At 40.5% G+C, this 24,291-nt stretch carries 18 protein-coding genes and 1 pseudogene; 4 read left to right on the top strand and 15 right to left on the bottom strand.

Going from position 1 to position 24,291, the window contains the following annotated elements; all coding sequences use genetic code 11:
• Positions 1–155: 155 nt before the first annotated feature.
• The 8 genes from ACTFWY_RS12470 to ACTFWY_RS12435 all read right to left on the bottom strand — a co-directional run bounded on the left by ACTFWY_RS12470 (position 156) and on the right by ACTFWY_RS12435 (position 8,972).
• Positions 156–617, bottom strand: coding sequence for an arginine repressor (locus tag ACTFWY_RS12470; protein WP_225585845.1), 462 nt, complete (start codon positions 615–617; stop codon positions 156–158).
• A 184-nt stretch (positions 618–801) separates the two neighbouring features.
• Complete coding sequence (locus ACTFWY_RS12465) at positions 802–1,491, bottom strand: Crp/Fnr family transcriptional regulator (protein WP_156232261.1); 690 nt, start codon at positions 1,489–1,491, stop codon at positions 802–804.
• Between the two features lie 23 nt (positions 1,492–1,514).
• Positions 1,515–2,450 (bottom strand): carbamate kinase, encoded by a 936-nt coding sequence (arcC, locus tag ACTFWY_RS12460; protein WP_003126017.1) that lies wholly within the window; start codon positions 2,448–2,450, stop codon positions 1,515–1,517.
• 16 nt (positions 2,451–2,466) lie between these two features.
• Positions 2,467–3,489 carry an ornithine carbamoyltransferase gene (argF, locus tag ACTFWY_RS12455; RefSeq protein WP_171917423.1) on the bottom strand — a complete coding sequence of 341 codons (1,023 nt, stop codon included), beginning with the start codon at positions 3,487–3,489 and terminating at the stop codon, positions 2,467–2,469.
• Positions 3,490–3,540: 51 nt separating this feature from the next.
• Positions 3,541–4,764 carry an arginine deiminase gene (arcA, locus tag ACTFWY_RS12450; protein ID WP_029486596.1) on the bottom strand — a complete coding sequence of 408 codons (1,224 nt, stop codon included), beginning with the start codon at positions 4,762–4,764 and terminating at the stop codon, positions 3,541–3,543.
• A 42-nt stretch (positions 4,765–4,806) separates the two neighbouring features.
• A complete protein-coding gene (locus ACTFWY_RS12445; protein WP_021150069.1) occupies positions 4,807–5,922 on the bottom strand; it encodes an aminotransferase in 1,116 nt (371 codons plus the stop codon).
• 11 nt (positions 5,923–5,933) lie between these two features.
• Entirely contained in the window at positions 5,934–7,346 is a 1,413-nt protein-coding gene (arcD, locus tag ACTFWY_RS12440) for an arginine-ornithine antiporter (RefSeq protein ID WP_003126013.1), read from the bottom strand.
• 564 nt (positions 7,347–7,910) lie between these two features.
• Positions 7,911–8,972, bottom strand: coding sequence for an LCP family protein (locus tag ACTFWY_RS12435; protein ID WP_081131461.1), 1,062 nt, complete (start codon positions 8,970–8,972; stop codon positions 7,911–7,913).
• 414 nt (positions 8,973–9,386) lie between these two features.
• Here ACTFWY_RS12435 and ACTFWY_RS12430 point away from each other — a divergent pair, with 414 nt between their 5' ends.
• Together ACTFWY_RS12430 and ACTFWY_RS12425 are read left to right on the top strand one after the other, a co-directional pair.
• Positions 9,387–11,111 (top strand): ABC transporter ATP-binding protein, encoded by a 1,725-nt coding sequence (locus tag ACTFWY_RS12430; RefSeq protein ID WP_195957034.1) that lies wholly within the window; start codon positions 9,387–9,389, stop codon positions 11,109–11,111.
• Positions 11,108–12,862 (top strand): ABC transporter ATP-binding protein, encoded by a 1,755-nt coding sequence (locus ACTFWY_RS12425; RefSeq protein ID WP_103299508.1) that lies wholly within the window; start codon positions 11,108–11,110, stop codon positions 12,860–12,862. The genes ACTFWY_RS12430 and ACTFWY_RS12425 overlap by 4 nt, the downstream gene beginning before the upstream one ends.
• 78 nt (positions 12,863–12,940) lie before the next feature.
• On the opposite strand, the gene ACTFWY_RS12420 is transcribed toward ACTFWY_RS12425, so the two are convergent.
• The 6 genes and pseudogenes from ACTFWY_RS12420 to ACTFWY_RS12395 all read right to left on the bottom strand — a co-directional run bounded on the left by ACTFWY_RS12420 (position 12,941) and on the right by ACTFWY_RS12395 (position 19,145).
• Positions 12,941–13,213, bottom strand: a complete 273-nt coding sequence (locus ACTFWY_RS12420) for a GNAT family N-acetyltransferase (protein ID WP_003126008.1) — start codon at positions 13,211–13,213, stop codon at positions 12,941–12,943.
• Between the two features lie 5 nt (positions 13,214–13,218).
• Positions 13,219–13,440 (bottom strand): annotated as a pseudogene (locus ACTFWY_RS12415) ((4Fe-4S)-binding protein).
• Between the two features lie 355 nt (positions 13,441–13,795).
• Positions 13,796–15,985 carry an alpha-galactosidase gene (locus ACTFWY_RS12410; RefSeq protein ID WP_439926984.1) on the bottom strand — a complete coding sequence of 730 codons (2,190 nt, stop codon included), beginning with the start codon at positions 15,983–15,985 and terminating at the stop codon, positions 13,796–13,798.
• A gap of 25 nt (positions 15,986–16,010) precedes the next feature.
• A complete protein-coding gene (locus ACTFWY_RS12405) occupies positions 16,011–16,832 on the bottom strand; it encodes a carbohydrate ABC transporter permease (protein ID WP_138372152.1) in 822 nt (273 codons plus the stop codon).
• On the bottom strand, positions 16,829–17,704 hold the full coding sequence (locus ACTFWY_RS12400) for a carbohydrate ABC transporter permease (RefSeq protein WP_021150076.1): 876 nt from the start codon (positions 17,702–17,704) through the stop codon (positions 16,829–16,831). The genes ACTFWY_RS12405 and ACTFWY_RS12400 overlap by 4 nt, the downstream gene beginning before the upstream one ends.
• Before the next feature lie 154 nt (positions 17,705–17,858).
• Positions 17,859–19,145, bottom strand: a complete 1,287-nt coding sequence (locus ACTFWY_RS12395; protein ID WP_423118786.1) for an ABC transporter substrate-binding protein — start codon at positions 19,143–19,145, stop codon at positions 17,859–17,861.
• Between the two features lie 168 nt (positions 19,146–19,313).
• On the opposite strand from ACTFWY_RS12395, the gene ACTFWY_RS12390 reads away from it, so the two are divergent.
• Positions 19,314–20,831, top strand: a complete 1,518-nt coding sequence (locus ACTFWY_RS12390; protein ID WP_423118787.1) for a response regulator transcription factor — start codon at positions 19,314–19,316, stop codon at positions 20,829–20,831.
• On the top strand, positions 20,828–22,513 hold the full coding sequence (locus ACTFWY_RS12385; RefSeq protein WP_138372156.1) for a sensor histidine kinase: 1,686 nt from the start codon (positions 20,828–20,830) through the stop codon (positions 22,511–22,513). The genes ACTFWY_RS12390 and ACTFWY_RS12385 overlap by 4 nt, the downstream gene beginning before the upstream one ends.
• 250 nt (positions 22,514–22,763) lie before the next feature.
• Here ACTFWY_RS12385 and ACTFWY_RS12380 read toward each other — a convergent pair whose 3' ends face one another.
• A complete protein-coding gene (locus ACTFWY_RS12380; protein WP_423118788.1) occupies positions 22,764–23,810 on the bottom strand; it encodes a hypothetical protein in 1,047 nt (348 codons plus the stop codon).
• Between the last annotated feature and the right edge of the window lie 481 nt (positions 23,811–24,291).

Here is a 24,291-nt window from a genome sequence, read left to right as displayed (position 1 = left end):
AGAGGATTGCGACAGTAACTGTCATTCTCTGGCTTGTCGTTCCGAGTGAATCGCGTTGCTTTTTTGTCTCTGGTTGATTCTGTATTCATTTGTTCCATGCTTGTTCGTGCCGAGAGGCAATGGTGGTAAAGCATTGGTGATGGGCATCGTCGCCGCTAGTCGATATATTTTTCTAAATGATGAATCAACTGTGTGGCTTGCTCTTTAGATGGCGAGAGAATCAATAATACATCAAAGCCAGCCATCGTGGCAACAATCCCTTCAAGATCCATTTCATCTAGATAATTCGCAATAACATCTGCCCCATTGCTGACAGTATGGATCACTGTGATGAACTCCACTTGTTCAATTGATTTCAAGTATTCATTCATCGATAGCTTCAGCTTTTCGGTCACATCTGCTTCCGCCGTAGCAATCATCGTATACTTCGTTTTGCCTTCTTTCGTATAAGTTTTTGCGATATTCAACTCCCGCATATCTCTTGAAATGGTCGCTTGTGTGGAACACACGCCTTGTTCGTTCAATAAGCGCATCAATTCTTCTTGTGTCTCTACTTCTTGGTTGAGGATCAAACGCTTGATAATCGCTTGTCGCTGGTTTTTCTTCAAAATGATCACCTGCTTCTACTCTATCCATTATCTGCGGATACGTCATGTATCCGCATTCAAAAAATTATCACTGATGGACACTCGAGTCATTTAAAAGTAAGCGAGATCGATCATCCGTAAATCAGCTGCTTGCCACAGTAGTTGTTTGGAAAATCGATCCCACCCTTTAATGATTGTCGTCACAGTGCTTTTATTATTCATCTAATTGGAAAAACGCATCATCGATAAATATCAATTCTTTATATTGGTAGGAAATTTTTTTCTGTTTGATCAATTGTTTCAGCACTTGACTAACCGTTTCTCTCGTCGTACCGCTGAATTTCGCAAGATCGTTGATCATGATCGGATAAGGAATATACCAAGACTCATCTAGCTTTCCATGCTTTTTCATAAGGATCGCTAGTGTATTGATGACACGATCATGGGCACTGGAAGTAATACAGTATTGCATTCTGGTCACTTGCTGTTCCAGTACTCGACCTTGTTTCTTAACGATCATTTTCAATAATTCTCGATCCGCTACCATCAATTGTTCCAAAACAGCAGTTGCCACATACGCGACTTCGATCTCTGTCACCGCAATGGCAGAAAAGTCATAACACGCTGCTTCAAAAAGGCCATTTACCGGAAACAGTTCACCTTCACTGATGAAATCCGTATAAAAGAAAGAATCGGTTTGATCATTTTTTTCGATACGAATCAGTCCGCTACACAGAACAAAAATACGATCACGCAAATCTCCATCGTTGAATAGAATCTGCCCTTTAGGAAAGGTTCGGTAATACATATTTTCTTCCAATCGTTCCCTGTTTTCTTGCGTCAGCACTTTTAGACAATCAAAATTGTCTTTTACGTATTCTCGCATGTTTCCACTAATATCCATCACTCCAATACTTTGTTTGCCAGTTAATCAGAAATGATACGAGTCCCTGTTTCGTGATCAAAATCAGCTAGGTCTTCTAACGAGGTAATGATCGCAACATTGTTTTTGCTAACCTGCACAAAATCCATCGCTGCTTGAACTTTTGGCAACATACTTCCTGGCGCAAAGTGACCTTCCTGGATGTATTGTTCCAGTTCTGTCAAATTGACTTGGTCTAACCATTGCTCATTGTCTTTTCCATAGTTTAAGGCAATTTTAGAGACACCTGTCAAAATAATCAACTCTTCTGCCTCCAAGACCTCTGCCAGTTTCTCTGAAGCAAAATCTTTGTCAATCACGGCTTCGACTCCTTGTCCTGATTCAGTAACGGGTATCCCTCCGCCACCTGCACAAATGACAATAAAATCGTTGTCGACCAATGCACGAATGCTGGCTTGGTCATGGATTGTGATCGGTTTCGGGCTGGCAACGACTTTGCGCCAACCGCGACCGGCATCTTCTTTAAAGATCGCATTGGTTTCTGTCATCATCTGCTGGGCTTGCTCTTCAGTCAAGAAAGGTCCTACTGGTTTTGTCGGATCGGCAAATGCTGGATCCTTTTCACTGACTACTACTTGAGTGACCAGCGTTGCTACCTTTGTTGGTAAGCCTTCTGCTGCTAATTCTTCTTCTAATGCATTCTGCAACCAATAACCGATACTTCCCTGAGTCATAGCGACACAGGTATCTAATGGCATCGCAGGATTTTTGGGAGAGTTTGCTGCTTGTTGCTGTAATAAGAGATTCCCAACTTGCGGTCCATTTCCATGGGTGATCACTACTTGGATCTCTTGTTTGATCAAAGATACTAAATGTTTGGCTGTTTGTCTAAGCGCCTGTTGCTGCCCTCTTGCGCTAGGATCATCGGTCAAGATCGCATTTCCACCTAATGCGATGACTACTGTTCTTTTATTCGTCATGGTATCCCTCGTCCTCTCACACTCTTGGAATAAATAGATTTCCTAAAGTAGCGGCCATGATTGCTTTGATCGAATGCATCCGATTTTCAGCCTCTTCAAATTGACGACCATATTTGCTGCGGAAGACTTCATCAGTGATCTCCATTTCTTTGATCCCGAATTCTTCTTCGATTTTCTTTCCGTAGACAGTATTCGTATCATGGAAGGCAGGCAAGCAATGTAAAACAATCAAGCGGTCGTCTGGTGTACCTGTCGCTTTGATCAAATCCATATTGATTTGATAGTCTTTTAGCAAATTGACCCGTTCGGTGAACTTGTCTTCTTCACCCATTGATACCCACACGTCCGTATAAAGGACATTCGCACCACGAACACCTTCAGCAGTGTCATCTGTTATCATCAATTGGCTGCCAGATTCTTTGGCAAATTCATTGGCATAACGAACGACGTCGTCTTCTGGGAATAAGGATTTAGGTGCGCAGATTCGAACATTGACCCCAAGAATCGCACCAGTAACTAACAAGCTATTCGCCATATTGTTACGGCCATCTCCCACATACACCAACGTGATGTCTTTCAACGTGCCAAAGTTCTCTTTGATCGTCATGAAATCAGCGATCATTTGGGTTGGATGCCATTCATCTGTTAATCCGTTCCATACAGGAACACCAGAATACTTCGCTAAATCTTCGACGACTTGCTGGCTGAAGCCGCGGAATTCGATTCCGTCAAACATACTGCCTAACACTTTAGCGGTGTCTTCTACAGATTCTTTTTTACCTAGCTGAATGTCATTGGCGCCCAAGAATTCTGGGTGAGCACCTAGATCGATAGCAGCTGTCGTAAAGGCCGCCCGTGTCCGAGTCGATGTTTTTTCAAAGAGCAAGGCAATATTTTTTCCTTCTAAATAGCGGTGCGGGATATTTTTTTTCTTGAGTCCTTTTAAGTGAATCGAAAAGTCAATCAGATACTCGATTTCTTCTTTCGTAAAATCTTTTTCTGCTAATAAACTTCTTCCTTGAAATACTTGTTCCATTATTCATTCCTCCTATGATACCGTTAGTCTTTATTTTTGTAAATTTCAGGTTGCTCAAAGATCTTCTCTGATAAATGGCATGCTCATACAACGAGGGCCGCCACGTCCGCGAACGAGTTCACTTCCTGGGATGTAATTAAGTTTGACCCCTGCTTCGACTAGTTTTTCATTCGTGATCAAGTTCCGGTCATAGACGACTACTTCTCCTGGTGCAATCGTCAACGTGTTCGAACCATCATTCCATTGTTCTCTGGCAGCTGCTGTGATATCTCCACCTCCGCAACGAATGAGTTCCACTGCATCTAAATCAAGATAGCGGCAAAGAATCCGTTCCAATGTTTCTTTTTCTTCATAGATTTTGATTTGGTCATTTTGTTTGGAGATGGAATAAACCGTTAACTCGCCTTCGATTTCCGGATGGATAGTGAACTTGTCATAATCCACCATTGTAAAGACCGTATCCAAATGCATGAATTTACGCTCTTCACCGATATTGAAAGCTAGCACATGTTCAAAAGTCGGTTCTTTCTCAAATAATTTTTTCGCCAATTTTTCAATTGAAGCGACATCTGTACGTTGTGAAATCCCAACAGCTAACACTTTTGATGACAAGACTAATTCATCGCCACCTTCGATTCGTGTGGATTCATCCCGATTGTATAAAAGATGCTCGGCTTCTTTTTTGAAAATTGGATGATAGTTAAAGATATACTTGCCGTACAATGTTTCTCTTCGTCTCGTTTCTGAATACATTCGGTTCAAGGAAACACTATTTCCGATCGTAGCAAATGGATCGCGGGTAAAGTACAAGTTCGGCATTGGATCGATCAGAAACGGATACTGATCGTCTACAAGATCGGTCAGATTCTGATGGCCAGCGATCTTCATTTCATTTTTTCTCAATCCTGCCATCGTTCGGTCGATCAGTTCACGATTATCAGAGATCGATAGTAAATATTCTTCAATCACTTTGCGGGTGTTTTCACTTTGGATGTTTGCTTCCTGCAAGTACTCTGCAACAAATTGTTCCTTGAGTCCTGTAGAGGTCAAAGATTCAGCTGCTAAATCTTCCAAATAAAGCACATCAACCCCTTTATTTCGCAATGTTTCGGCAAAGAAATCATGTTCTTTTTGCGCTTGCTGTAAAAAAGGAATATCATCAAACAGCAATTGTTCCAAATAATCCGGCATTAAATTTTCCAATTCTTTTCCTGGACGATGAAGCATCACTTGTTTTAATCGTCCAATCTCTGAAAAAACGTGAATAGGTTCATTCATTTTTTCATCCTCCTCATTCCTATACAATTTGTTTCCCTTTTTCTATGAAACTTTTTTTAAATAGTCTGAGAGTAATCTCAAACCAGTTTCTAGCGTCTCTTTCTTACAGCAATAACCTAAGCGGGCGTGCCCTGGTACCCCAAAAGCTGTTCCCGGAACAAGCAAGACCCCAGTTTCTTCTAATAGATCCACACAGAATTGATAGTCCTCTTGTTGGATCTTCAACTTGATAAATGCCGTAGAAACATAATGGGGAACGATTAATTCCACTTTCGGTTCTTGGTCTACCCACTGCTTGACGATGGCAAGATTCTCTGCGACGATTTTCTTGTTTCGTGCGATAATCTGCTCTTTGTTTTCCAATACTTGAATCGCTATTTCATCAGCGATAACACCGCCACAAATCATCGTATAATCTCGGTATTTACGAAAATGTTCCGTGAGTTCTTCACTAGCGGCAGTCCAACCGATACGAATACCTGGCGTTGAGTAGGTTTTTGACAAAGAGTTGGTGGCAATTCCCTTCTCATAGCAATCGACGATGGAACAAAATGTGCCTTCTTCTGTTAATGGTGCATAGACTTCGTCTACTAAAATGTAGGCATCCGCTTCTTTAGCGATGGCGACAATCTGCTGTAATTGCTCTTGATCAAATAGCGTACCGGTGGGGTTATTCGCGTTATTTAAGCAGATCATTTTTGTTTCAGGTTTCACTTTGGCTTTCAAAACTGCTAGATCAAGCTGCCAGTTTGCTTGATTTAATTCAACAAAGTCTACTTCTGCCCCAAATGCTTTTGGCAAATCATAGAGTTGCTGATACGTTGGCCGCATGGAGACAACATGATCCCCGCTTTCGATCAAAGCGAATAGTGCCAGGAAATTTGCTCCTGTAGCTCCGTTTGTCTGTAAAATATTCGCTGGTGTCATGTGTTGGTATAATGAAGCGACGAGTTCTTTGAACCGATCCGATCCTTCGATCCAGCCATAATCTAAAGGCTGCTGCGCGACACGTTTCAAAAAATCTGTACTCGTTTTGCCACTGAAGGCCATGATTTCCTCTAGCGTCAGTGCTTCGATAGAACTTTGGGCAATGTCATAGGTTGCTTTTTTCTCCCAGATATTCAACCATTCCTCGACACCAAAATTAGCAATATCCATAATCAACCCCCTTATACTGAGATCATTCCAGTAGCGATTGCTACGATCGATAATACTGCTGCTAAACTGACCACAGCCATGACCATTTTTTGCCTATTGCTGATTTGATAGTTGTTCTCTTTACATGCCCGTAAGTAGAAATAGAATCCTGGTAAATAGGCGATGCTGCATAAGAGAACATAGGCAAAGCCTGCTAATGTGATCCCAATGATCTGAAAGGCCGTTGCGACTGCACCAATAAACAATTGTTTATTGTCTTTTTGCTGATAGGAATAAATCATTTGATAGATCCCCACGAGCAAGTAACAAATCAAAATCGCTGCGGTACACATTGAATAAGCAAATTGATACGCGTAATCGGTCACAAGGAACGTTAACAAGAACACGTTCGTCAATGCAGCAGTGATAAACAATGAATAACTTGGTGCTTGTTTTCGATTGACCTTGCCCCAACTTTTTGGCAGCATCCCATCGCGGGACATCAATAAGGTTGTTTCTACTGGTAACATCGTCCATGACAGCCAGCAACCAATGATGGAAATGATCAGACCGATATTGATAAAGGCTGCACCCCACTCTCCAACCATATAGCGCAAAATGTTGGCCATTGCTGGTTGTGGTAACGCCATCAATTCAGCTTGCGACATGACGCCGTATGGCAATAAGGAAGCTAGCACATAGATGACTAGCAAGGAAAGCAAACCGATGACTGATGCTTTTTGGGCATCTGACCGTTTTTCCGCACGATTGGCTAAAACACTTGCCCCTTCAATCCCAACAAAGACCCACATCATCACCATTAGACAACCTTTGATCTGTGACCAGAGACTGACAGAAGCACCACTTTGTAGTGAGCTGCTGACATTTCCCCAGAAATCTGCTGAGAAAATATCGACATGAAAACTAACGAGTGCGATAACCATAAATAAAAACAAAGGAACTAATTTACAGATCGTAACAATTGTGTTGATAAATGAAGCGCTCTCAATTCCGTTATTCACCAGAAAGGTCAATACCCAAATAAAAACACTTGCTAGTAAGATTGACGGAATGTTTTGTCCTCCCTTGAATGCGGGTATAAATTCACCAATTGCACTCATGAGCATTGTCGCAAAGGCGACGTTTCCCAGCCAGGCAGAGAGCCAATAGCCCCAGCCACTGATAAAACCTCCTAATTTCCCAAATGCCGCTTCTGCATACCCAAAAATACCGCCGTCTAAATCTGGTCGTTTGGCGCCTAAATTATTCAATGATAAAACTAATGCAAGAATGCCAATTCCGACGATGATCCAGGCGATGATTGCAGGTCCAGGAGCAGCGGACATCGCTAAGTCATTCGTGATACCGAAGATTCCACTACCAATGGATGAACTGACTACTAAGGCAATCAAGCCGATTTTACTGATTCCTCTTTTCTTTTCCATTGTTCTCCAACTTTCTTTAGTATTGTGTAGTAACTTGCATAAATCCCACTTGCAAAAAAAATCACAAAAAGCATTAAAACCAATCTAGCTAAATGAAATACTCTCTCGCCTCTTTCCTTTTATTTATTGATTTTTTCAGCTGAAATCAATCACTCTTCTTCCTGAGAAATAACAATTATTTATCAGGTACATGTATATGATAACGATTTAAAAACGCTTACATTGTGGCTCAGTTATCATTTCAAATGCCAAGAAATTGGCATTATTCATCCGTAATGAATAATCGCTTTTATCCTCTTTTTTTACCCATTTTTTTCTCCTCTAGCTCATAATCATTCAGATATTTTTTTCTAAGAATTTCATTAGAAAAATTGAATAGTGTCTATTTTTTGAAGAAAATCAATCATTTTCTAACTACATGTCAAAAACCACTCTCTTCTCAAAGACCTATGAATTTATTGCATACGACCGCCAAAAACGGCCCTTTTAGAAACAAAAAAAAAGAAACGCCGCAGCGTTTCTTTTTTTTTTTGTTATTTCCTATTATAAAAGAACATCATTTCATTAATAGTTTGTACTTGTATCCGTAGTCGTCCCTTGATTTTCTGATGTCGTCTCATCTAATTGACCCAATGCTTTCAGCATATCATTACGGATCTCATTATAGGAGTAATCTTGAATATAAACGATTGACTGGCCATCATAAGATTCACCATCATACCATTCATAAGTATGTTTATCGATAGTAAAACCAGAAAGCATATTCCCAGCTAGTGAAACCAAGTCTTCAAACTTAAAGTTGGTATTGACATTGTCACTGACAGAGTCAAGAATCTCCTGATATTTTGTGACATTATTGATTTTCAATGCTTGACTAATGGCTGCTTCAATGACTTCTTGCTGCCGATTGCCACGGTCCACGTCAGTATCCATTTTACGGATTCGAGCAAAAATCAATGCTTGCTCTCCATTCAACGACTGTCGGCCCTTTGGAATCAGTGTTTTACCAGAATTGTCCGAAGTATACTTTTCATTAATGTCATAAGGAACATCTACGGTAACACCGCCGATTGCATCAATGATCTTCTCAAAACTTGTAAAATTGATATTGACATAATAATCAATTGGCAAGTTCAAATAGTTTTGCACCGTTTCAATCGTTGCATCTTCCTCACCAATCGCAAATGCACTATTGATTTTTGCCGTGTTGACGACCGTCCCGTTTCCGGTACCATCGTAGATATTTGTCCAAATATCTCGAGGTAAACTTACCATGTCGATCTTTTTATTTTCGCCATCATAGACCATATAGATCAAACTGTCTGCTCGAGTCGTATCTAGATGCTCTTTCTTTTCTCGTTCAGCATCATTGTCGACCCCCATTAACAGGATCCCAAATTTAGAATCAACATTTGCTGATTTCAATGAATTGTCTTTTTCTTTATTGGATTTGATCACAGCGGATTCTTTAAACATTTTATCCACAGAATTTTTTGCAGCATAATACGTATATCCTGCAAATAAAAAGACTCCTGCAATCGCAAAAAGTACGACGCCTCCTATGATTCGGCGCTTATTACGAGCTTTGCGGGCCCGCTGTTTGCTAAATTTCGACTTTCTATCCATAGTGCCTCCTTCATGTTTCCTACTTCACTCTCCCCGATTGTACCAGATTTTGTTTTCAGCGCCTATTTTTTTAAGATATTTTATATTTTTGCTGTGAATTTTTATGCTAATGCAAATTTGTTCGAAAAAATTTTCCTATGATTTTTCCTTGAAAAAATCTAAAAAGATCATAGCCAAGTAAAGTATCATACGCAGTATTTATCGTATAATTATCAAAAAAATTGAAAACTAATTGTTTGTTTCTGAAATAAAAATGAAACTTTCTTTTCTTTCTTGATTGCTCCCCCTCAGTTTGGAACTATGGTAAGATATGCTAGAAACGAAAGATTTTTTATTCGTAAATTCACAGTGGAGAATTCCTCTCCTGATGCATTTTTTCTTTCATTGACTATTTTATTTTTACAGGAGGTTTTTATGATTGGATTATTACGCTATGCCAAAGACTATCGTAAACAGATCGTCTTAGGTCCTTTTTTTAAGTTTTTAGAAGCTGTGTTTGAACTGGTTTTGCCACTCCAAATGGCTGCACTCGTGGACCAGGGAATTCGCCAAAACAATTGGTCGAAAGTAGTTGAAATGACCCTCTGGATGATTGCGATGTCCGTCATCGGGATGATCTGTGCGGTCATTTGTCAATACTATGCAGCCACTGCTTCTCAAGGTTTTGGCACGGAATTACGCAATACATTAATGAAAAAAATCAATTTGTTGTCCCACAATGAATTGAATCTATTTGGAACAGATACGTTGATCACTCGAATGACCAATGATATCAACCAAATGCAAGTTGCATTGGCTATGTTGATCCGTTTAGTCGTCAGAGCACCTTTTTTGAGTATTGGTTCAGTGATCATGGCGTTTGTCATCGATTGGCAAGCGGGCTTGATTTTCTTATGTGTGCTGCCACTTTTTTGTATCATTTTATTTTGGATCATTAGCAAGACAGTGCCATTATATAAGAAAGTCCAGATCCGCTTGGACGAACTAAATGAACTAGTCAGCCAAAATTTGAGCGGTATTCGCGTGATTCGTGCTTTTGCTCGATCAAAAACTGAGACCAAACGTTTTGACCAAGCCACAGATGATTTGACCAATGTCTATATTCGTGTGACCAATCTTTCTGCATTATTGACCCCGGCTACAACCATGATTATGAACTTAGGAATTATTGCACTCTTTTACTTTGGCGGTTTCAAAGTGAACATCGGAAACTTGGAACAGGGGGAAGTACTGGCGTTGGTCAATTATATGAACCAAATGCTGTTGGCACTGATCGTTGTATCGAATCTCGTCATCATTTTTACTCGCGCTGCTGCTTCGGCTTCACGGATCAATGAAGTTCTTGATACAGAACCGTCGATTGATGATAGTTTATCTGAGGTTTTTATGGATCAACAAAAACAGGCAGGTGCCCTTCGTTTCGAACATGTGGACTTTCGCTTTTCACCTAACTATGGCTTAGCATTAAAAAATATCGATTTTGAGATTGCTCCTGGCACAACCTTGGGCATCACTGGTCCAACTGGCAGTGGGAAATCGACATTAACGCAACTGATCCCGCGTTTTTATGACACAGCTGCTGGTAAAGTGATCGTTGATGGACAGGATGTACGCAAGTGGCCGCTGAAACAATTAAGACAAAAAATTGCCATGGTTCCTCAAACGGCTGTTCTGTTCACTGGTACGATTCGTGAAAACTTACAATGGGGAAAAAAAGATGCGACAGACGAGGAATGCTGGCAAGCATTAGAGATCGCCCAAAGTCGCGACTTCGTCGAAGCACTACCGCAAAAGTTGGATACGCCGATTTTTGAAGGAGGCAAGAACTTTTCTGGTGGGCAAAAACAACGCTTAACGATTGCTCGAGCAATTATTGCTAAACCTGATATATTGATTTTGGATGATTCATTAAGTGCGCTAGATTACCAAACAGATCTGGATCTGCGGATGGCTTTAAAAGAAAAAATTCGCGGAACGATCATCATCATTTCTCAGCGTGTTCGTTCGATTCAAGACGCACAGCAGATCTTAGTGTTAGATCAGGGAAATCTGGTCGCCAAAGGCACCCATGACGAGTTGATGATCACTTCAAAAGCTTATCAAGAAATTGTGGCATCTCAAGAGGAGGAAGAAAAATGAAAAAGAAATCATTTGATTGGTCTGCCTTCCGCCGCTACCTCCCCTATCTCGCTGTGTATGCCAAAGAAACTTGGACTGCTGTCGTTTTAGGGATCGCTGCTGGCATCTCAACGGTTTTTATGACTTATGAAATAGGTCAGGCTGTCGATAAAATGATTGGTCCTAGCAAGGTTCATTTCGAAGAACTTTATCGCATTCTCGCGTTGTTTGGCGGTGTAGTGATCGTTACTGTTGTCAGTCAATGGCTGATCCAACGATTAGGGAATCGAGTGGCCTATCTGTCTGTCGCTGATCTGCGCAAAGAAGGTTTTGCTCATTTAAATACACTACCCTTGCGTTATTACGATCAAACGTCTCACGGGAATATCGTCAGTCGTTTTACCAATGACATGGATAATATCTCAATTGCGGTTGCTGCTGTCTTCAACCAATTATTCTCCGGTATCTCTGTCGTGCTGATTGCCTTGGTAGTCATGGTTAAGATGAGTGTGCCACTGACTCTCGTCGTTCTTGTTTCAACACCGATCATCTTTTTAGTCAATTGGATCGTGGCACGAACATCACAAGCAGATTTTGCGCGTCAACAAGAGATCGTCGGTGAAATTTCTGGATTCGTTACCGAAATGATCGGCAATCAAAAAATTGTCAAAGCATTTGAACGAGAAGCAATCAACCAAGAACAGTTTGAAATGATCAATGACGAATTAAACCTTCGTGGCCGAAAAGCACAGTTTTCTTCCTCGTTGACCAATCCGCTTTCCCGTTTTGTTGACCATCTTTCCTATCTGTCTGTCGGCTTCGTCGGTGGTTTATTGTACTTTTCAGGCTCGGGGCTGGTAACAGTTGGGATGATTTCAAGCTTTACGATCTATTCTAGCCAATTTTCAAAACCATTTATTGAACTGTCAGGCATCACCACTCAGATTCAGACTGCATTAGCTGGTTTGGCACGAACCTTCCAGTTATTGGATCAAGTGCCAGAAAGTGCGGATGACACAGCAACACAAACGATGAAGGAAATCAAAGGTAAAATCGACTTTGAAAATGTGGCTTTTGCTTATGATCCAGGACAAAAACTGATCGAAAACTTTTCTTTTACAGCTGAACCAGGTGAAACGGTGGCAATTGTCGGAAAGACTGGTGCCGGTAAATCGACACTAGTCAATTTGCTGATGCGTTTCTACGATGTTGATCAGGGAACTATCCGAGTAGACGGCGTCGATATTCGTCAATTGCAGCGAACAGCGTTACGAAAGAGTTTTGGTATGGTCCTTCAAGACACGTGGCTGTTCGATGCTTCTTTAAGAGAGAATCTCCAATATGGCAATGACACGGCTACCGATGAAGAAATATACGATGCTTTAAAAAATGCATATATGTATGAATACGTTATGCGGTTACCAGATAAATTGGATACGCCGATTGGGCAACAAGGCATCAAGATTTCCGATGGGCAGCGGCAATTACTGACCATTGCTCGTACTATGATCAGTAATCCCCCGATGCTGATCCTCGATGAAGCCACCAGTTCAGTCGATACACTGACAGAAAAGAAAATTCAGGATGCCTTTTTGAAAATGATGGAAGGAAAAACCAGTTTCGTCATTGCCCACCGCTTATCAACGATCCGTGCGGCTGATAAAATTTTGGTTATGGATGCCGGACAAATCGTCGAACAAGGTACTCATGAAGAATTGTTAGCGGAAAAAGGGTATTATTACCGTCTCTACCATGCTCAATTTCAACATTAACAGTCACATGTTGATAGATTAACGCTAAAAGAAGTGGTTCCCTAAAAGAACCACTTCTTTTTTTAAAATTGAGAATTGTTATTTACTCCAAACATCGCTATATTCCGGTTTACGTTCAAACTCTTTTTTTGCAAATGGACAGAGTGGAATGATTGTTTTCTTTTCTGCGCGCGCTTTTTCTACCCCTTTTGCCACTAACTTTTCTGCCAGTCCTTGACCACGATAGGCTGGATCGACAAATGTATGATCAATGATCATTCGTTTTGTTCCTGCATTCGACCAAGTCATTTCGCCGATCTCTTTCTCGCCGTCTAATAAGGCAAAACGATTTTTTTCTTCCTTGATTTCCATTAGTTTTATCCCCTTTGAATAAATTTTAATGCGCCGCTTGGACAAGATTGGTTCACTTGAGCAACTTGTTCTTTTTGAGCATTATCGGGAATGACCCACGGTCGACGTCCTACCTCAAAAACAGTTGGATTACCTCAAACACACTTCCCACTGTGAATACAAATGTCTTTGTGAGAATAAACATCGAATGCTGAGCCATGATATTTGCGATACCCATCAGCAAGCAACTGTTCCTCTGCGTGTTCTTTTAAGTGCTCTGTCGTTGTTTTCCCTCCGTCACTGCTTGACTTTTATTGACCGCCTTCATCATAAGCTAAATCAACAAAAAAATAAAACAATCGCCATTTATACGTAAAAGATTTAGCAGAAAAAACAACTCTACTAGAAAAAACTGCAACATAAGCACTTCAACAAACAAACGATCCGAAGACACATCGAATCCTCTCTACAATCCGATCCTCGTCCCTAGTCACAGAGAGAAGAATTCTTTCTCAAGTCCAGTTTGGATCATTTCGTCTGCTTTTGCTTCTGTTACAGCTCAATTCGTTTGATTTCATTTGATAGTGATTACTGAAAAGAACCTTAGTCATTGTTGATCGCTGTTAGATGAACCATTTGTGTTGCATAGTCGCCGGATAAAGCAGGATCAATATAGAAACCGATCTGCATCAATTCATCGCCGCCGATTTTATATCCCCCCATTTGATACACTGTATCTGCCGCTAATCCCGCCAATTTGAGAGTGATTAGCGGTGCAGATGCTTCGGCTAATACACGGAAATAGAAAACAATCGCTTCTTGTTTATCTTCAGAAACGTACATCCACGCAGTATCATTTCCTGCAAAAGGACTCAACAAGCGAATAAACGTGCCATATTGGAAGAGTTGTCGATGTTTTTTATAAAAGGCAACTTGCTCTTTGATGGCTGCTTTTTCTTCATCGGTCACTGTCGTCAAATCCAGCTCATAGCCCAAGACACCAGACATTGCAACGTTTCCGCGGATCGCTAAGTCAGTGATCCGCTGTGTTTGGTGGTTAGGCACTGCTGAAACATGCGAACCCATGCTAGAAGCCGGGTATGACAGGCTGGTTCCATATTGGATTTTCAAACGGGCTACCGCATCGGTATTATCACTCGTCCATATCTGCGGCATGTAATACAAGAAACCTGCATCAAAACGACCGCCCCCGCCAGAACATCCTTCAAACAAAATAGTGGGATGAGCAGCTGTCAATCGTTCTAAAAAGTCATACAGACCTAAAATATAGCGATGGAACACCTCCCCTTGCTGGGTAGGATCTAACAACAATGAATAGACATCCGTCATGTTGCGATTCATGTCCCACTTAATATAATCAATGGGTACTTCGTTAAATAGAAGGGCTAACTGATCAAAAATATGTTTCCGAACATCTTCTCTAGAAAAGTCCAGTACAAACTGACTGCGACTTAATGCGGGAGAACGTCCAGGTACTTTTAAGGCCCACTCGGGGTGCTGACGATACAACTCGCTCACTTCTGAGATCATTTCCGGCTCTAACCAGAGACCGAATTTCAAACCCTTCTGATGGACTTTTTCCGCAAACCCTCGCAGACCAGAAGCTAACTTTCCTTCATTCTCATACCAGTCACCCAGAGAAGTCAAATCATTTTCTCGTGCACCAAACCAACCGTCATCCAAAACAAACAATTCAATTCCCAATGCCTTCGCTTCATCGACGATCTGCTCCAGTTTTTCTTCATCGAAATCAAAATAAGTGGCTTCCCAGTTATTGATCAACGTCGGACGTTCAGTCAGCTGATACTGTCCACGAATAAGATGACTATTATAAAAGCGATGATAGGTTTGTGACATTTGGTTGAGCCCTTGATTACTATAAACTGTAACCACTTCTGGTGATTGGAAGCTTTCCTGAGGTGGTACTGTCCAGGCAAATCGATAACTATTGATGCCCATGATGAGCCGCGTTTGATCATAAGGATCTTTTTCGATAATCGTTTCGTGATTGCCGCTATACAGTAAACTAACGCCATAACATTCTCCCGAGAATTCTGTTGTAGCGGGATCTGCCAAAATAACAAAAGGATTCTGTTGATGGCTGCTGGAACCTCGCTTGCTGTCCAATTTCTTGATACCTGTCTGAACTGGTTCTCGACTGATTTGCCGTTCTTTCGCCCATGCACCATTCAATTGGATCAAATCAAGCGGTCGGTTGGGAAAATCCAGTGATTGACTGGCTAGTTGATGGATAACGATTGGTTCAAGACCGTCATTTTTTAAGGCACTTGAACGAATAATTGCTGATGTATCAGTAAAAATACTATAGTTCAAAACCAATTCAAGCGCGGCAACTTCATCTCGCAATATGATTTGCAACGTTTCGATTTCTTGCGGAGCACCGTGAGTTTGAGGCAACCCCGCAAGTGCTGGTTTGCCTTGACTGATTTCATGGCTTTGATAGATAAAATGCGCAACATGACTGCCATTTGGCAGTTGGATATCATATGCCGCTTCACGAAAATCACCGAACCCATTCCCAGGAAATTCCATCATCAGCGTATCCAGCGAGAATAAGCGATCCTTGCTGCCTGCTGGATTCGGCGAAAAAGAACGATCTAATCGCGGGTAACGATAATGGCCAGAATAATGGGTAATTTTCTTTCCAAAGTAGATATGCGCTAAATTTCCACCTTCTTCGATCTGCATCACATAACTGATTTTGTTGTTGCTTAAATGAAAAATATGGTTTTTTTTATCAAAATGGATCATTTCATTTCCTCGTTTTCTCTTTTCTTTACTTCACAGAACCTAACATGCCTTGTACGAATTGTTTTTGTAATACGAAAAAGATAATCGCTGTTGGCAAAGTGGCGATCACGATCCCGCACATCATCATGCCGTAATCCGGTGTATAGGAAGCCCCCATCGCAGATAAAACCAACGGAACTGTCCGTTTATCCGGTGATTGCAAGGCAACTAATGGCCACAAGTAGTTGTTCCAGCTATTCATAAAGGTAATGATCGCTGCTGCTGCATAAGTATTTTTAGCAGTAGGCATATAGACTCGAAAGAAAATACTTAACTCATTTAGCCCATCAATGCGGGCTGCTTCTACTAATTCTTTAGGGAAAGCTTTGATATTTTGGCGGAAAAAGAAAATCAGGAACGCTGTACAAACAGAAGGTAAAATGACCACTGCAAAAGTATTGATTCCGATTGGGGTTCCGCTAAGCTGACTAAACATGCGGTATAACGGAATCATCAAAGCCGCAAAAGGAACCATCATCGATAAGAGTAAAATATTGAAAATGCGATCTTTTGTTTTGGTTCGATAGATCTCAAACCCATAGCCCGCCATGGAAGAAAACAGCAACGCGAAGACGGTCGTAATGACCGCAATCACTGCAGAGTTGCCCAAAGCACGAGTAAAGTTCAGTTCAGAAGCAAATAAATTTTGGAAATTGATCACCAACTGATCACCGATCATGATTTTTCCTGCCACAATGTCAAAGGTTTGATTGGTCATTCCCAATACCATCCAGACAAATGGAAAGACGGAAATAAAGGCCAAAAGACCTAAGAAAAGATACTTTAAGCTTAAAGAGAGTGTTTTCAATTTTCTTTCCCTCCTAATTTTGTTTGGATGACGGATAAGACCACAATAGCGATCACGATCACAAAGGATACTGCCGCCGCATAGCCAAAGTTCGGGGTGAATTTATAACTTAAATTATAAATGTACTGCGAGAGCGTGGTGGTTGCATTGGCAGGTCCCCCACCTGTAATATTTTGTACTTCGTCAAATAATTGCAATGTTCCGATCGTTGAAGTAATTGTCGTGAATAAAATGATTGGCCGCAAATTAGGAATAGTTATCTTGAAAAGTTGATCCCATTTAGTCGCACCATCAATTTCAGCAGCTTCATAGATGCTAGGATCAATGTTTTGCATACCAGAAATAAAGAAAATCATATTATAGCCTGTCCAGCGCCAAGTAATGGCAAAAATAATCAAGACTTTTGCCCAGAAAGGATCCGTTAGCCATTGAATCGGCACCTCAATCAGATGAATTTGCATTAAAAAATTATTGACTAACCCATTCGCTGAGAATAAACTTTTCATGATCAACGAGTAAGAGACCAATGAAGTGATACAAGGTAAAAACAAGGCCGTTCGGAAAAGACCTTTGAATTTTAATTTTTTGTCATTTAGTATGTTCGAGACGATCAAAGCCAAAAACAGCATGATCGGTACTTGGATCAATAAGTATAAAAATGTATTACCAAAAGCTTTCTTAAAGGTTGAGTCACTCAGCATCCGCTGATAGTTTCCCAAACCGTTGAATGACATCGTTGTCGGCGGTCCCGACTGGAAAGACGTAAAAAGAGCTGAAATCATAGGAACAAATACTAATAGTGTAATCAAGATCACAGGCAAAGAAATAAACGCGTTTCCATTCGCAAACCAATTTTTCGATTTATTTTTCATGGTGATTCCTCCTTCAAACGACACTATGGCACCAATCTAATGACTATACGAACGATTGCTGCTTAACAATCTCCTCTAATGGGAAATTATTGGTACCAGCAGCTATCGTTCGTATCTGATTTGTTGATTATGAAACCATAGCTAAATGATTTGCTTAGTTTGCGATTTGTGCTTCTACTTGTGTTTGTGCATCTTCTAGTACTTTATCGATATCTTCCCCATTGATTACTCGCTGCAAGCTTTCTGTCAATACAGATTCGATCGCATAAGTATGATTGCCGTAGTTGACGGCCGGGATCTCTTGTGACCATTGAGAGAAGTCTTGGAAAACTTTTTGTCCTCCATAAAAATCAAGTCCTGAAGTATATTCTTTTGTCTCTTCGGCAGCATTCATCGTTGAAACCAGCCCAATTTCAGTTGCCAATGTTCCCATCAATTCTTTATTTGAAGCAAACGTTTTCGCTAAAAAGTCTTTCGCATTCTCTTCACCAGCTACGCCTTTAATGACATACCATCCTGCTCCGCCAATACTTGATGCGTTCACTGAATTGCCACCAGCTAGTGCCGGAATCGATGCAATCGCCCATTTGCCGCTTTGATCTTCAGCCCCTTGAATCGTACTAGAATACCAAGCGCCTGTTGGTGCTGCAGCAACATTTCCGGATTGGACTGCATTGACGCCGCCATCCCAATCAGAGACTTGTTCAACTAATCCTTCATTCAGTAGTGTCGCCAATACATTCAAGCCGGCTTTGAATGATTCGTTGTCTTTAATCGTTACTGTGGTGCCGTCTTCACCGGTATACCATTCACCAGCTGACTGCATGATGATCCGTGCCAATCCCAAATCGCTTGGATCCAGAGACATCATGGCATGTCCCGTTTTCTCCTTGACATCTTTGGCAATTTGAATAAAGTCATCCCAGGTAATATCTTGGAGATCAGCAGCTTCATATCCTGCATCTGCTAAATAATCTGTACGATAAAACAGCCCTGCTACCCCACTATCAAAAGGTACACCGTAGATCACATCATCGATTTTGTTGACGGCGAATTTGTAGCTGGAAAAGTCATCTTCATTGACAATATCAGTTAAGTCGCTGAAAGCATCCGGATAGGAAGATAAATAGCCTTGAATACGATAGTCTTCGATCAAAACGATATTTGGCAAGCCATCCGTATTGCCTGATGCTAGACTAGTGTTCAACTTTTGAACGATGTCATCCTGTGACATGGTCACTACTTCCACATCAACATCCTTGTTTTCGTAAACCTTTTTCGCTTCATTGACAGCTTTGATATTGAAAGTCTCATCCCAAGCCCAAACTGTAACCTTATCAGAAGAACCTCCAGTGTCACCAGTACTTTCGTTGTTGCTGCCACAAGCTGTCAATGTCAATACAGTAGCGGCAGTCACAAGTGATGCAAGCAATTTTTTCATTTTTCTCCCTCTTTCCTTTTAATTACATTTTTACTATACACTGGAGTTGTAAACGGATACAATACGCGTGGAAGAGCTTACTAAAATAGTCCAAAAATAGAAAATTTTTACCAATACCTTTCTTTTATGAAAGCGTTTATACTAGAATAAAGAAATAGGGGGGATACCATGCATCATTTACATACAGTCTTGCTTGTGGATGACGAGACCACTATTCGTGATGGTTTAAAACATATGATTCGTTGGGAGCAAGAAGGTTTTCGCTTGCTAGGAGATGCAGCAAACGGACAGGAGGCTCTAACCCTGATCCAGCAATTACAGCCAGAGATCGTGATCACAGATTTAAAAATGCCGCAAATGGACGGCATCCAATTAACAACCATCATTCAACAACAATACCCATCTATCCATTTTCTGGTATTGAGCAGTTATGATGATTTTCACTATGTCAGTCAGTCTTTTAAGAACGGTGCCATTGATTACTTGCTAAAGCCAACATTGACGCCTGCTTTGTTGCTGAAAGCCCTAAACACCATCCGCGAAAAAAAATCTGATACCCGCCAAATAACCGCTGAGGTCCCATTACAAGAATCTTTGAATCGCTATCTGGCTGGGTATGAAGAACCACTTACTCCTTTTGCTGACTATCTTGAAATAGCTATGAAACAGCAACTATGTTTTCTTTATACGAATGTCAGTTATTTTCGTTCTACTGAACAGCTTTTTCATGCATTGACAGAATTTTCGCAATCGAATTCTCGCTTGAAAACATTGGCGTTCAAGACCAGTAATAATGATGCGGGACTATTGATCAGTTACGCAGAAGAAAGTGATTTTTTTGCTTCTTTGAAAAATTGTTTGGACCAGTTGAACTATACCGAACCGAATGCCTTTTTTACCCTTGGATGCCCGTTTGAATCGATTGAAGACTTGCGTTCGGCTTTTCTGACTCTAAAAGATAAAAGTCGTGAACAATCTTTTTTTTATAAGCAGCAGCGGCTTGTCTTGGAACAAGAGCTTTTTTTGTATATGGAAAGTGATCGTTTTGATACAAAAAAATTTTTACGGGCATTATTAGACAATAATTTTTTATTGGGGATTACACGTATCGAAGACTATTTCAATGAGATGATTCTATCAAATGTCGATCCTAACTTTCTGAAGCAGCAGGCCAGCAGTATTTTTTATACGCTGTTGTCCCGTTTAGAAGAAGAATTTCCAACAGCTTCCCGCTTTAGTCGCTTGCGAGCGGAATTTCTCCATGAGATCGGTCATGTCTTGTATTTAGAAGATTTTTCCGATTTGTTATTGTCAACGATCGATGAGATACGTCTGCAATTGACGACTCTTTCCCCTATGGATGAAGATGACTTACTGGTCTCGATCCAGCGCTTTATTCAAGACAATTATATGAAGAGCCTCTCACTATCTGAGTTGGCAGAAACGTTCCACTTTAGTTATACCTACTTGTCAGCTTTCCTTTCTTCAAAATTAAAAATGAGTTTCTCTGATTATCTAAAAAATACACGTCTAGAAAAAGCCAAAGAGTTGCTGACCCAATCTGAGTTGAATTTGTCAGAAATCAGTGAAGCAGTTGGTTATTCCGATATCAGCTATTTTTCTCGAATCTTTAAAAAAGAATTTCAAGTCACTCCTTCTAAGTATCGGCGGTTGAACCAATTATGAGAATCCAACAGTGGCTCAAAAAAAATGAATTGTTCAGCCGAATCTTTTTGTTTGTTGTGGTAGGAGTAATCAGTGTTTGTTTACTGACAGTGATCGTTATCTATGGACGGTCCAAAGATGCTTATGTGGCTTCGTATCAGAGCTCGAACCGCTTGCTTTTGGATAAGATCCAGGAAGATTATGAGCGCTTGAATGAGAATATCAATCGTATTTTTGATGTCGTCGATGAGAGTAAAGCCGTAGAAAATTATTTAAAAGGACAGCTAAATCAGGGAAGAACGATTTTAGAACTCAATGAACAGTTGAAAGATACTCGCTCGCTTTTTCAAACGATTCCTTCCAACTTGGTATTGATTGGAACGAACGGACGATCATTCTTTCAAAATGATGCTGTCCGAAACCAGTCGGTTGAAACTTTTTTGGCAAGTGAATTTACGCAGCAAATCAATGAAAATGAGGCTATTAGTCAATACTATTTTCTGGAGCAAGGGTTGAGCACTTCTACGAGCCATTCACCAGGACTGATGTACGTGCGGAAATTAATGAAAGACGATGCTTTATTCGGTTACGCATTGATTTTTTTGAAAGAATCTGATTTTTCTTCTATTTATCGGCAGTTGTTAGACACAACATTGCATACCATCTACGTGGTCAATGATCAAGGACAGATCTTGTCCACTTCTGAAGAACAAAAATTAGGAACAGCTTTTGATCCAGCAATGATCGAAGTGAAAAATGATTCTGTTAATCAAATGCCTCTTTATTCTTATCAATTCACATTTTATGATCTGCTAGATGAATCTCATTTAGTACGCAATATGAATCTGATCAAACCAGCCGTACTGATCGCTTTTCTTAGTATTTTGCTTTTTAGTCTGTTCGCTTTCTGGATCATTCGAACAATCACACAACCTATCTATCAATTGATCGACAAGCTGCCGGCAGTCACACAAGGTGATTTCAGCAATAAAGTCTCAATCAATGGCACGTATGAAACGCAAGAACTAGGTCGTGCCTATAATTTGATGCTGGAGGATTTAGAATCCTATGTCGACCATTTGATGATCACCGAAGCGGAAAAACGCAAATTTGAGATCCGTTCCTTACAGATGCAGATTCAACCCCATTTTGTTTATAATACACTAACAGCAATCAAATTTTTGATTTGGCAAAATGAACAAGAGAAAGCAACTCAAGCCATCGATAGTTTCGTTCAATTGCTTCGCCATACATTCAACCGCAAAGAGATCGTTCCATTAAAGGATGAACTAGCCATCGTAGAAGAATATCTGATCCTGATGAACGTTCGCTATGGTGACCGGATTCAATCAACGATCTTCTCCGCAGAAGAATGTGAAAATTGTTTGGTTCCTAAAATGATCTTGCAGCCAATCATCGAAAATGCTTATCTGCATGCGTTTCCTGAAGAAGAAAAAGGCTATATTCAAATCTTTTCTCGCATCAGTAAATCAGGGCTAATCATCGAAATCATTGATACAGGTATCGGCTTTGATGAAGCATCCTCGTTGAATAAGAATCAGTCGATCGAACATTATTCTGGTATCGGATTGGAGAATATCGATCAAAGAATCAAGTTACTCTACGGGGAAAAATATGGCTTGACCGTTGTCTCTCGCGTCAATGAAGGAACTACTGTACGCCTATTACTACCAAACCAGTAAGCAGTATAACTATTGAAAGAACATAAAAAATCCAACCATTAGCACTCCGGCTATTTTTCTCAACTTTTAGAAAAACAGCTTCTTCAGAGGGCTTATGGTTGGATATATTTTGATAGTAATCGTTTAAGTTTTCACCATTGGAGGCAATGACTTGTTGATACAAAAACCAACCATCAATGATCCGTCTCCCATGGAGATACTGCATCGATGATTGGTCACTCACTACTATTTTCGTGTTTGCCTTTTTCCTTTAGATCCGATTTTCATGATCGGCAGTTTTGACTAAGTTCGCTCCGACCATGCCGCCGATCGATGTTAGAACTAGTCCTAAGACCATTGCTACAAAGCCCCAAATTGATGCTTTAGCAGTTGCATCACTTACTTCATCAGCTTTTTTACGCGCATCTTTGACTGCTTGATCGATATCTTGTTTTGCTTGTTCAAGATTTTGTTGTGCTGTTTCAATTTGCTGTTGTGCTTCGTCAGAAGCTTTTTGCAACCCATTGACAATATTTTGGGTAGCTTCTTGTGCTTCTTGTTGATTTAGATCGGTATTTTTTGCTACCGCATTTGAAATGGCATCTTCATCAACGGAATCGCTGATTTTCGTTGCCCGATCTTGTAATTTTGTTGAAAGATCATCGATGATTTCGTCTGCTTTATTTGGATCCGTAGCGATTTTCTTACCTGCATCGGTAATATCACTCGTTGCATCAGAAACTTGATCTTGCAAATAGTTTGGCTGTAATTCAGGAACGTCAGTGTCTTTTAATACGTCGCGGACGTCCGCTTGCAATTGATCTGTATCAATATCTCCCATGTTTCCTGTAATTTCATCAAAGGCTTTTGATGCGACATCTGCTGTTCCCGATGCGACATTCTCTACGCCACTTCCGACAGCTGAAGCGATATTGCCCAATAGTGAACCAACTACAGAAAAAGCCCCAATCGTTAAATATGATAACATAACGATCGTAACGATCATACTGGTTGCCCAAGTAAGAAATCCATGTACCAAACCAACGCGTCTAGCTGCTACACCAGAAACAAATCCTGCGCCGAATAATGAAAGAATCAGTGTCACAACAGTCCAAATCATCAAGCCTGTTCCCACACCATCCAGCGGGTTGTTTGAAGTAGGTTCTACCATTCCAAAGCCGATCGCTGAGCCGATTAATGAAAATGTCATGAATAATGCAATAAACGTCACGACTCCTGCGAAAATTGAGCCCCAAGATAAGTTATAACCGGCCTCCCGCTCATTTGCTCCTAAATAATCTCTAAATCCGTGTTTCATTTTACGTCCTCCTTTTTTTCCTCTAAAACCAGTCTAACAACCCTACGTTTTTTTATCAATCAAGACGACTTATCCCTCGCCCAGAAGTAAAAATACATTTGTTTTTCTATTCATCAGCACTAGCTTTTCAACTTATATTTATTAGGTTTTGTCACCATTTCGTGAAAGATAATAAAAATAATCGTTTTTGAAGAAACCCACGCCATTCTCAATTGTCTCCTAACCATTCTCACTCCTAAATGGACAACAATTTTTCAGATTATTTCCATGTAAACAAAAAAAGCACAACTAACATCTCTCTTGTTCGCTAAGAATAATCGTCAAAAAGCTTTTGTACCGCCTTTTTCTAAGTTCAGCATGTAGGATTTCCTAAGGATCAGCATCGTCTATTTACTGAAATCACATGGATAAAAATAAGTACACGCACTTGTCACTGTTTTTTAACTTGTAGGAACAGGTATTATGTGTTATTTTAAAAACA

Origin of the sequence: Enterococcus sp. 125944, assembly GCF_051909435.1 — a bacterium.
Lineage (GTDB): Bacteria > Bacillota > Bacilli > Lactobacillales > Enterococcaceae > Enterococcus_D > Enterococcus_D gallinarum.
Note: the sequence above shows the minus strand (reverse complement) of the source record. Positions and strands in the feature narration are given on the sequence as shown.